Genomic DNA, 10,572 nt, shown 5'->3' on the forward strand with positions numbered 1-10,572 from the left:
GGCGGTACGGGCGTGCGTACCGCGCGGCCTCAGCGCAGGCGGAGTGCCTCGCGGAGGGTGGTGAACAGGTCGGTCTGGTCGGTGACGCCGAGGACCCGGTACGCCTGCGGACCCTGCGCCGCGATCCGGACCTGGGTGCCGGTGTGCTCCTGCGACTGGCCGGGCGGGTTGGTCGAGTAGTTGACCTTCAGCTGCTGGCCCTCGTCGGTGATCAGCGTCGAGGACAGGCCGGGCGGCTGGGCCTCCAGCGGCACGATCTGGCTGGTGTGGCCGTGGTCGGCGGTGGTGACGACCAGGGTGTCCGGGTGCTTGGCGGCGTACGCGCGGGCCACCTTCACGGCGCGGTCGAACGCGGCCGTCTCGCCGATCTGGCCGCACGGGTCGGCCGAGTGGTCCTGCTTGTCGATCGAGGCGCCCTCGACCTGGAGGAAGAAGCCCTTCTTGCTGTCGCCGTGCTTCCGCTTCTGCTTCGCCTCCAGGAGCTGGATGGCCTTGGTGGTCTGGCCGGCGAGGTCCGGGGTGCCGGCGGGGCGGCTCGGGTTGCCGGTGACGCAGCGCTGCGGGGCGGTGCCGCCGACCGCGGCGGGCTTGCCGGTCCACTCGGTGGGCACGTTGCCCGGCGCGAAGAGCCCGAGCACGGGCTTGTCGCCCTTGGCCGCCGTCAGGGAGCGGTCGTCGGTGACCACCTGGTAACCCAGCTTCCGCGCCTGCTCGGTGACGGTCAGGCCCTTGTACTTGCCGTCCGTGACCTTCTGGTCGAAGCGCTGCTTGCCGCCGCCGAGGAGGACGTCGACCTTGTGGTTGACGCTCTGCTCCGCGATCGAGCCGGGGCCGCCCTTGGCGATGGTGTCGGTGGGGCACTTGGCCATGTCGGCGGGGCCCTGGCAGGAGCGGTCGGTGGTGTGCGAGGCGAGGACGGCCGGGGTGGCGTCCGTGAGCTCGGCGGTGGTCACCGAGCCGGTCGCGTACCCGCCCTTCTGAGCCAGCTCCAGGATGGTGGGAACGGCCTTGTCGGTGCCCGGAGTCTTGGAGATCCGGCCGTTGACGGTCTTCAGGCCGGTCGCCCAGCCGGTGCCGCTGGCCGCCGAGTCGGTGACGTAGTCCGGGGTGCCGTCGGCGTGCACGGCGTACGTCGTGTACGCGCCGGTCATCGGGAACTTGTCCATGTTCAGCTGGCCGGCCGCGCCCACGGTGTAGTCGCGGGCGAGGGTGATCTCCGAGTCGCCCATGCCGTCGCCGATGAGCAGGATGACGTTCTTCGCCTTCCCGTTCTTGATGGCCTGCTGGGCGTGCTCCTTCGGGCCGAACGCGCCCGCGGTCGAGGTGACGGCGACAACGGCGGCGGTGGCGACGACGACGGCACTCGCGGCCGTCAGGCGGCGGCGGGACAGGCGCGCTCCGGGCATGCGTGACTCCTTGAACGGGTGGATACGGGGTGGAATCGGTCGGTAGGGGACGCCGACGCCGAGAGTCCATCAGCGCCGCGTGAACCTCGGGCGACATCGAGATGCCCGCCGTTCTGCCGTGACATGACCACCACCACCCGCGCCCGCGACGGGGACCGGCCGTACGCGCACGCCGGACAGACGCGCCCGCACACGCGCATATGCCGGACAGGCCCGCCCGCCCGCACGCACGCCCGCGCGTCCGCACGCACAGAAATCGCCTGCCCGCAACCGCGACCGCCCCCGCGCCCCGCCATCCGGCCGTATGCCCCCGGACTCCCCCGTACTCCGTCCGCATGAGAAAAGTCGCGAGATCCGATCAGCGGCACGTGTCATACGAACCGATCGCGCCCGGCGGCCACCGACCATTCCCCCCATGAGACGCATCTCCCAGCAGTTCGGCGCGCTGCGTGCCCGCGTCGGCGCCACCGGAACGGCCCTGGCCGTGGCGGCGGCGACCGTGCCCGCCCTCGCCCTCGGCCTCGGAGCGGCCCCCGCCTCCGCGGCGACGCTTCCGGGCGGCCTCGGCCCCTGCGTTCCCGGCTCCTGCCCGAGCCCGTTCCCCGGAATCAACAACGGGCCGATCGCCGGCCGGGACAACGCCATCAACATCTTCGTCGGCAACGACTTCCTGGTCCGCGGCCGGGCCGCGGAGGCCGAGGGCCGCGTGGTCGTCCTCGACGACTTCGACCAGAGCAAGGACCCGGCGGCCGGCGGCCTGTACAACCTCGGGATCGTGGGCGTGGGGTCCCGCGTGCCCCCGCCGAACGGCGCGGACTTCCTGACCACCGGAGGGAACGTCACCATCGCCGGCGGCCAGCGCCTCGACACCACCGGCGGACTCATCGGCGAGCAGGGCGTCGTGCGCTACGCCGGGACGGAGTCCGGCACCGTCACCGGACGCCTCGTCCACGACCCGAACGCCGCCCGGCCGTACACCGCCCTGCGCGACGAGCTGACCGCGGCCAGCCGCTGCTACGCCCGGGTCGACGGCCGGCCCCGGCCGGCCACGGGCACCGCGGTCAACGAGGGCAACCGGACCCTGTTCCGCGGCGACGGCACGTCCGCGCTCCAGGTCTTCGACGTGGACTTCGACCTGGCCGCGCCGAACGGCGGACAGCAGGGAATCGTCTTCGAGCGCATCCCCGCCGGCGCCACGATCCTGGTCAACATCCGGGGCGCCAACCGCGTCATCAACACCTTCAGCGGCGGCATCGACGACAGCACCTCCCCGCTCAACGCCTACCGCGAGCGGCTGCTGTGGAACTTCCCCGACGCCACGTCCGTCCGCCTCGCCGGCACGGGCCAGCTCCAGGGCAGCTTCCTGATGGGCGAGCAGTCGTCCATGTCGACGGTCACCATTCCCGGCGTCAACGGCCGCTTCTTCACCACGGGTTCGCTGACCCACACCAGCCTCGCGGACCGCGGCGGCGGCCAGGAGTTCCACGCGTACCCGTTCAACGGCGACCTGCCCGACTGCTCGGGACCGGCCCCGGTCACCGGTGAGGTGCGGGTCCGGAAGACCGACGCCGACACCGGGCGGGCGCTGCCGGGCGCCAGGTTCGAGCTGTGGCGCGAGACCAACGGCGTCGCCGGCCTGCAGACCACGGGGACGAACCCCGACACCCGGGTGACCGACTGCACCACCGCCGCCGACGGGCGCTGCGTCGTCACCACCACGGCCGGCAGCTACTACTGGCGCGAGACCGCGGCCCCGCCCGGATACGAGCTGCCCACGCCGAACGTGTTCGGCCCGCTGGCCCTCACCGCCGCCAACGCGGGCCAGGGCGTCGGGATCGTGGTGCGCGACACCCGCGTCCCGGTGCCGCCGACGACGGGCTCGATCCATCTGACCAAGACCGACCGGAAGAACGGCCGCCCCCTGGCCGGAGCCGTGTTCGAGGCATGGCGCGAGACCAACGGCGTCGCCGGTCTGCAGACCACCGGCATCAACCCCGACACCAGGGTCGGCCCGGGCTGCGCCACCGACCGCGCCGGGCTGTGCACCTTCGACGACCTGCCGCTCGGCGAGTACTACCTGCGCGAGACGGCGGTGCCCGAGGGCTACCTCCTGCCCGCGAACCCGGTCTTCGGCCCCTACGCGGTGACCGAGGCCAACAGCTCCACCGGCGTGGCCGTCACGCTCTCCAACCAGCGCGGCGAACCGTGCAAGGGCAAGCACTGCAAGAACGCCTGACCTGACCCACCGCGCCCCGGCCCCACCCGCCGTACGAGGGGGCCGGGGCGCACCCGTGTCCGTGAGCCACGGCCGCTCACCGGTGCTCGCGCAGCACCGCGAGACGGCGCTTGTACTCCTCCTCGTCGATCTCCCCGCGTGCGAACCGCTCAGCCAGCAGATCCTCGGCCCGCCCGCCGCCCCACACCGGCTGACCGGGAGGCGGGGGGAGGCCGGGCTGCCGGCCTCGATGACCTCTGGTGAGGTAGTGGGCGAGCGCGATGACACCGGCGATCAGCAACACCCAGAACAGCACCATGATCACGGCCATGACGACCCACCCCCAGCCCCAGCCGCCATCGTACCACATCGCATCCATCGCCTTCCTCGGTCGGCGGCACAGCCTTCACCTCCAGCGTGCCCCCGCCCGGTTGCCCGCGCAGGGCGGCGGGCGGCCGGTCCGCCGTCGGCACGGCCGCCCGCCGGTCTCACCGCCCGTCCGCGGTCGGCCGGGCGGGGCGGCACTCGGCATCGAGCGCGGTCGGACCCGTGTGCCCCGAGCGGGTCTGTGCTGTCGCGGGCGAGGAACTCCGAGGCGGTCCCGGGGTCGGCACGGGCGACCGGTCGTAGTTCCCCGTTCCCGCTGCTCAGGAGCGTGCGTCCAGGGCACTCGACGTCGCCCGAAAGCTCGCGCCATTACTGTGTGTAGTCACTCGAAAGGGTGGCGTGAAGAGGCAGGGGTGTGCGGGTGCGGGTGGCATGAGGAGGGGCGCCACGTCCAGAAGGGCGCGCCCCGGAAGGAGGACATCATGTTCCGCCACTCGATACGCGCGCTGGTGGTCGGTCTGTGCACGCTGACCGCCGCATCCCAGGCGGCCACGGCTGTGGCCCTCACGACGCCGACCGATCAGCGGGGGGCCGCGCACACCGACGCCACCCGGGCACTGCGTTCTCAAACCCTCGCCGACCTGGCCACCGGCATGAAGGGGGAGGCGTTCGCCTACGCCTCCTACAGCCTCTTCGCCGCCGAGGCCGACCGCCAAGGCCGACCGGCCGTCGGCAGGCTCTTCCGCAGCACGGCGCAGACCGAGCTGAACGAGCATCTGCGCGAGGCTGCCGCCCCGGCCGGCACCGTCGGATCGAACGCGGCCAATCTGCGCCAGGCCATCAACGGGGAGACCTACGAGCACCAGGTCATGTACCGCGGCTTCGCCGACCAGGCCCGCAAGGACGGCGACCCGGAGGCGGCGAAGCTGTTCACCGAGATCGCAGCGGACGAAGGCCGTCACCGCGACGCCTACCGCACCGCGCTCACAGTCGTGACCACCGGCCGCGGCACCATCCCCGCGCCGCCGAAAGCCGACGCGGTGCCGGTACCGGCCGGGCTGCCGAAGGTGAAGGCCGCCCGCACCATGGCCAACCTCGACACCGCGATGCACGGTGAGGCGCTCGCCCACGCCAAGTACATGCTCTTCGCCGCTCATGCGCGGCAGACCGGCAACCCGGCGCTGGCACGCCTCTTCGAGGGCACCGCCGGCGTCGAGCTGCGCGAGCACTTCGCCGGGGAGGCCGTCCTGGCCGGACTGGTCCGCACCACGAAGACGAACCTGCGCAAGGCCGTCACCGGAGAGCGCAACGAGGCGACCACCCTGTACCCGGGCTTCGCCGAGCGGGCCGCGTCCGTCGGCGACACCGCCGCCGCCCGCTACTTCCGCGACACCGCCGCCGATGAGGTCAGGCACGCGACAGCCTTCCAGCAGGCACTCGACCAGCTGCGCTGACTCACCAGCAGGTGGGGGCACTTGGGCCAGATGGCCCGGAAACGTCGAGTGCCTGATTTCAGAACGGATTCGGCACTTCTCTGTCTGGCGAGCGATGCGTGAGGTGCTCGTGGGGAAGCCGAAGGTCGAGTCTCCCTGGTGCATGGCAGCCCGGTTGAGGGGACTCGCTTCTGGTGCCGACGCGGCTGGCTCTCGGGCTATTCCGTCGACAGTCCGGTTCGCAGACATCAGGCTTCCGGCGTCGGCACCGGTGGAGTTGCAGGCCGCGGTCTCCCTTGCGCGGGTCCTTCGTGACGAGATCATGAGATGCAGCCGGATAGACCGGGCGGCGCGCGGCCCGGTCGGGCAGGCCGAGCAGGACGTGGCTGACCGTCTCGCCATAGCGGTCAGCACTCTCCGAAAGACTGTGCAGGGCACGCGGTGGCCTTCGTTCGCAGATTTCGTCCGTATCACCCAGGTCCTGCCCGCCGCGCGCAACTGCCTTCCCAACAAGGCCTCTTCAGACTGACGGTACTTCTGGTGTCCGGCGCCCTAGGTACAGATTCGATCGATTTTTCGAATGCACTTCTCTATGTTGAGCAGAGTCTGAATCCGGTGCGGGAAAGTGGTCTCCAACTGGATTTCCTCTGGGCATGATTGGTGTGTCTTCACTTCCTGGGGGTGTGTGTTGCCGGACGAGTCTTCCTCCGCATTCGTGCGCCGCTCTCTCGTCACGCGGCTGAGTACCGCACAGGCTTCGGCCGCCGAGGCGGCACGTGACCTGGTGATGCTTACCGCTGTGGGCGAGGCCGGCCTGGATCTGGCATCGGCCAGCCATCTCCGTTCCGCTGACGAGAAGTTGCGGCACCTGCTGGCCCTGGTCGCCCCGGACGTGGAGGCCATCCAGGTGGACTGGGGAACCTTCCTCCGCAGGCTGGGACAGAACGAACCCGAGCCGCCCGCCGCAGACGCCACCACTCACAGCGGTGGCGGGGAAGCGGGCGTGCGGGAGCACATCCTCGCTGCGCTGTCCGCGAGCAGAGAGAAGTACTTCACCCCGAACAGCGTCTTCGTCGTGCTGCGCGAGAACCCTCCGCCCGGTTACGCCGACCTGGGCCGCCTGCGCAAGGCGGTGCAGAACGCGGTGTCTGCCATGGCGAAGAGTCGGGTGATCACCCGGCGTGAGCGCGGGATCTATATCGTGCCAGGCCGGGAGAACGACCCTGACCCCGAAGACCACTTCCCCGGCAATGCTGGTGCGGAAGAGCGAACGTCCGACACCCTCGCCGGTGGCGGAAGTGTGTGGTTCGCAGAAGGCGGGCCACATGTCACATCAGAGGAGGCCCAGTTTGGGTATTCGGCGAATGGTTCCGATCCGGCCAGATCCGCCGCCTGACATCACGAACGGCCGCGCCGAGGGATCTGCTACATCCCTCGGAACGGCCGTCCAAGGCGAAGTCCCCGAGGAGAATCCGGCCTCTTCGCACCATACCCGCGGGACACCGGGAAATTCAGTGCTCTCGCAAGTCTGGTGTCGAGTGCGCCGATTCTCCTGTCAATTCGTAGTCGTCTCGTCGGTGATCCATGAGGCGATCGCCTGGTCGCGGGTGTGGGGGTGGTGAGCGGCATACCCAGGCGGGACGGTATCGGCGTCAGAGCAGGGACCGTCCCGCCGCCCCCGCTTCGACGTCAACCTGCCGCGGCCTCGTATCGCCCGACCGAGTGCCATGTCTGCCTGAAGTCTTCCTCAGGGACGGGAAGTGGGCAGGGCTGCGGTCATGGTGAAGTACACGCATCACGACGACCGTTCGGGCGCCAGCTCGTGCTGCCCCTGCACACCCTGTGGTGGAGTGCGCGGGTGAGCGGGGAAATCACCGTGGCCGAGGCTGCCGAGCTGGTCGCGGACATCTGGCGTAAGGCCGCCGTGGACGGGGCGATGTCGGAGCAGACGGTGGAAAAGTTCATCCAGCTCACCGACCGCTTCATCCGCTACGCCAAGGCCCAGGACACACTCGCCCTGGCGGACGTCGACGCGGGACTGACCGGAGCGTTCATCACAGCACGCGGTCGCAGCCGACGCGGCAAGGTGGCGGTCGCGGCGATCTCGACGATGCGACTGCGGCGCTCGGTGCTGCGGACGTTCTTCCGTACGGCCCGGCAGCTGCTGCTGACCGACGCCGATCCCACGCTCGACATCGCCTTGCCCGGCCGCCCCGAGCGGCGCATCCGTCCTCTGGACGCGCTGGAGGCGGAGCTGTGCCGGCATTTCGCGCAGCTCACCGAAGGGGCGACCCGGCACGCGGCGGTCCTTGCGCTCGCGCTGTCCGGGGTGCACTCCGCAGAGGTCGCCCGGGTGCTGCCCGAGCACGTCGACCTGGCGGGGTGCCGGGTCTTCGCAGCGGGAAGCGCACGGATCGCGTCCCGCTGGTGCGACCTGGACCGGTGGTCGGTGCAGTGCCTGCGGCGCCGGATCGAGGGTCTGCCGACCCCGGTGGTGCCGTTGATCGGCACCGGCGGGGGCACTCCTCCCCAGCAGCAGGCGCGGATCTGCGTCGCGTTGCGGGACGTGCTGGTGCGGGCCGGACTCGCGGACGACCTCTCGCTGCGGCCCGCTTCGATTACCGCGTACGCGGGACGGGCGGCGTTCGAGGCCAGTGGACGGGTCGAGGACGCGGCCCGGGTGTTGGGCATGGGCTCTTTGGACCGTACGGCCGAGTTGGTCGGATACGACTGGCGGCGCCCCGCAGCGGCCGCATAGCGGGCGGCGCGATGAACAGCTCCGGCGGACAACATCCGCCGGGACGCGATCACACTCCTGATCCGGTCGCAGTTGCCGATGCCGGTCTTTCGATGACTGTGCTGGAGACCACCCGGGTTCGGGCCCTGGCCGCCTGCCCCGAGGTCTACACCCTGGCAGGCGTGATCCCACCGCGCCCTGCCGGGACGGCGGGCCGCCAGGCGGTCTTCCCCAATTATGTCTGGGTACTGTTCTTCGGGATGCTGGGCATCTTCGGCTCGGCCCGCAAGACCGCTGCTGCCATGGCCGATACGGCCTACTGGCAGCTCATCATCGACGGTGTCACCTCCCGTCTGGGCCCGGCCGAAGCCTTACGCCTTCCGGCCCGCGGCCCGAGCCGGAACATGTGGAACTGGCACTCCAAACGACTCCACCCCTACCTTCCCTCCTTGCAGGAGGAGTTCAGGAGGCTGGCGGCATACCAGGCGAGGGAGGCCGGATACGCCGACCCCGGGCAGACCCGCTCGATGACCGCCCCCGGGCGGGGACAGTTCGTCGTCGGGGACGGCACCGTCCCCGCCTCCCCTGTCCGCGGGCCGGGCAGCAAGACGAAGTCCAAGAAGAAGCACGCGCGGGAGAAGAAGGAGCCGGGCAGCGCCGAAAGCGACGGGGGCAGCGCGGCCACTGGCGGGGAAAGTCCCAAGGTCGCCGAGGACGAGCCGCAGGCGAATCCACGACGGAAGGACCCGGGCGCAGGCTGGCATGTCGAGGGCGGGGAGGAAGAAGACGGCGGACACCGTGTCTTCGGCCCGAAGTTCGTCCTCACCTCCGTCCGAGACGACCGCCCGCTCTCGCGGATCGTTCTAGACGTGCGCTACCAGCGGCCCGGCAAGGGCTACGGCGGAGAGGCCGCCCTTGCGGTGTCCATGCTTATGGATGCCGCCGCCCGGCTCCCGGGTCTGACCGGGGCTTGCTGGGACGGTGCCCTGCGCGGAATCCACCGCGATCAGCTCATGAAGGCCGGCCTGCTGATCGTCTCCCCGCAGCACGACGGCATCGCCCCCGCCGGATTGCTTTGGTCACCGGCTGTCCCTGCGGGAATCGGCACGACCTATGGTCCAAGGGCGGCGCCCTGCACGAGGCCGAAAGCCTCGACACCGGCGAAATCCACCTCACCCCCACCACCGGGTCCCGGCTCGAACCCCGCGGTGGCCGCCGACACCGCTGGTACCTTCTCACCCGGCTGAGCTGCGGAAACACCCACCGCGAACGCCTGGACACCACTCGTGAGGACCACCGGCGCGGGCTCAACCGCACCGAGCACCTGCGCCAGCACCCACCGGACACCGACAGCTACATCCACTGCTATCGCTGGCGGCCCGACGCCGAGTCCCTCAACGCCCAGCTCGACGCCACACTCTGGAACCGCAGAATGATCGCCTACGGAGCACCCCAGCAGACCTTGGTCATGCTCGGCTTCGCCCTCGCCCAGAACGCCCTGACCCGCCACCTCCACCACCGGCAGGCAGCCATCTACGACGCGCCAGGAACGGGCCCCGCCGTAGCCTGACCAACATGATTACCGTCCGCCCGGCGGAACCCGCCGACGCCCCTGCCATCCACGCGATGACACTGAGAGCCGAGCCCGACGAACTCGACGGATGCGGCTACGCCCGCGGTCTTCCCACCCGGTGCTACACAGCATGGGTCGCTCTCCTCGACGGTGAAATCGTAGGGCTCCTCGAGGGCCGCTTCGATGCAGGCTACGTCGACGAGATCGCGCAACCCGACCACCCCGCACCCCAGGCCTGGGTTCAACTGCTGATGGTCGACCCCACACACCGCAGCCAGGGCATTGGCCAGCATCTCCTGGTGGGATTCTCCACGGCAGCGCAGCAGGCCGGCTGTACCTTCCTGGCACTGACCGCCGACAGCAACGACAGACTCGCCGACCGCATCCGCTTCTTCCGGAAATGTGGTTTGGCCTCGATCGACCGTCACACTCCAGACGCCACCTTCGGAGCGCCGGTCGACACCATCCTGACGGCTGGCGCCACCCCGGGTGAGCAGAACCGGTAAGCTGCCTCATGGCCGTCCACCCAGACGGCCACCGGGACTAGCCGGTGATAGTTGAGACTGCAACAAGAAGTAGCGATTCTCAACCACTCACCCAACCAGTCCCCGGCCTTCGTGGGATGTGTCGAAAATTCCGTCGTCGCAGCTCAGGCCTGATGCCATGCGACGCCTCCAAACGCTGCAGCGCTGAATCCCAAACGCCTCTGCTGTGTTTTTGCGGCTCACGACATGTGTCGCACTCGGCAGAACGAGGCGTAATACACCACAGCCTGTGCACGCCCCGGTAGCAGGGCAACCCCGGTTGGCCGCACACGGCTGGCGCTCTGGGGGTGAGGGGCTCACGCCCAGAGGAAGGCTCAAAAATTGCTACTTGAATAG

Annotated in this window: 9 protein-coding genes; 7 read left to right on the forward strand and 2 right to left on the reverse strand. The window is 70.1% G+C overall.

All coding sequences use genetic code 11. From position 1 onward, the window contains the following. Positions 1-29: 29 nt before the first annotated feature. Complete coding sequence (locus WA762_RS31165) at positions 30-1,406, reverse strand: alkaline phosphatase (protein ID WP_335940234.1); 1,377 nt, start codon at positions 1,404-1,406, stop codon at positions 30-32. A 415-nt stretch (positions 1,407-1,821) separates the two neighbouring features. Between WA762_RS31165 and WA762_RS31170 the strand changes: the two genes are divergently transcribed. After that, the gene (locus tag WA762_RS31170) at positions 1,822-3,642 is read left to right on the forward strand and encodes a choice-of-anchor A family protein (RefSeq protein ID WP_335940235.1); all 1,821 of its coding nucleotides are present in this window, start codon (positions 1,822-1,824) and stop codon (positions 3,640-3,642) included. Positions 3,643-3,718: 76 nt separating this feature from the next. Here the strand turns inward: WA762_RS31170 and WA762_RS31175 are convergent, their stop codons facing one another. Then, entirely contained in the window at positions 3,719-4,000 is a 282-nt protein-coding gene (locus WA762_RS31175; protein WP_335940237.1) for an SHOCT domain-containing protein, read from the reverse strand. 430 nt (positions 4,001-4,430) lie between these two features. On the opposite strand from WA762_RS31175, the gene WA762_RS31180 reads away from it, so the two are divergent. The 6 genes from WA762_RS31180 to WA762_RS31205 all read left to right on the forward strand — a co-directional run bounded on the left by WA762_RS31180 (position 4,431) and on the right by WA762_RS31205 (position 10,197). Continuing rightward, entirely contained in the window at positions 4,431-5,402 is a 972-nt protein-coding gene (locus WA762_RS31180; protein WP_335940239.1) for a rubrerythrin family protein, read from the forward strand. A gap of 604 nt (positions 5,403-6,006) precedes the next feature. After that, complete coding sequence (locus tag WA762_RS31185) at positions 6,007-6,777, forward strand: hypothetical protein (protein ID WP_335940241.1); 771 nt, start codon at positions 6,007-6,009, stop codon at positions 6,775-6,777. Positions 6,778-7,239: 462 nt separating this feature from the next. Beyond that, positions 7,240-8,139 carry a hypothetical protein gene (locus tag WA762_RS31190; RefSeq protein WP_335940243.1) on the forward strand — a complete coding sequence of 300 codons (900 nt, stop codon included), beginning with the start codon at positions 7,240-7,242 and terminating at the stop codon, positions 8,137-8,139. Positions 8,140-8,237: 98 nt separating this feature from the next. Further along, positions 8,238-9,365: a hypothetical protein gene (locus tag WA762_RS31195; protein WP_335940245.1), complete on the forward strand. Its 1,128-nt coding sequence runs from the start codon at positions 8,238-8,240 to the stop codon at positions 9,363-9,365. A 185-nt stretch (positions 9,366-9,550) separates the two neighbouring features. Further along, complete coding sequence (locus WA762_RS31200; protein ID WP_335940246.1) at positions 9,551-9,688, forward strand: hypothetical protein; 138 nt, start codon at positions 9,551-9,553, stop codon at positions 9,686-9,688. 5 nt (positions 9,689-9,693) lie between these two features. Continuing rightward, the gene (locus WA762_RS31205) at positions 9,694-10,197 is read left to right on the forward strand and encodes a GNAT family N-acetyltransferase (RefSeq protein WP_335940248.1); all 504 of its coding nucleotides are present in this window, start codon (positions 9,694-9,696) and stop codon (positions 10,195-10,197) included. The last annotated feature ends 375 nt before the right edge of the window (positions 10,198-10,572 follow it).

The sequence above is a fragment of the Streptomyces tyrfis genome, assembly GCF_037034285.1.
Lineage (GTDB): Bacteria > Actinomycetota > Actinomycetes > Streptomycetales > Streptomycetaceae > Streptomyces.

Excerpts from the sequence above, each read along its gene's own strand:
- WA762_RS31165 (WP_335940234.1), bottom strand. The coding sequence starts at position 1,406 with ATGCCCGGAGCGCGCCTGTCCCGCCGCCGCCTGACGGCCGCGAGTGCC.
- WA762_RS31170 (WP_335940235.1), top strand. The coding sequence starts at position 1,822 with ATGAGACGCATCTCCCAGCAGTTCGGCGCGCTGCGTGCCCGCGTCGGC.
- WA762_RS31175 (WP_335940237.1), bottom strand. The coding sequence starts at position 4,000 with ATGGATGCGATGTGGTACGATGGCGGCTGGGGCTGGGGGTGGGTCGTC.
- WA762_RS31180 (WP_335940239.1), top strand. The coding sequence starts at position 4,431 with ATGTTCCGCCACTCGATACGCGCGCTGGTGGTCGGTCTGTGCACGCTG.
- WA762_RS31200 (WP_335940246.1), top strand. The coding sequence starts at position 9,551 with ATGATCGCCTACGGAGCACCCCAGCAGACCTTGGTCATGCTCGGCTTC.
- WA762_RS31205 (WP_335940248.1), top strand. The coding sequence starts at position 9,694 with ATGATTACCGTCCGCCCGGCGGAACCCGCCGACGCCCCTGCCATCCAC.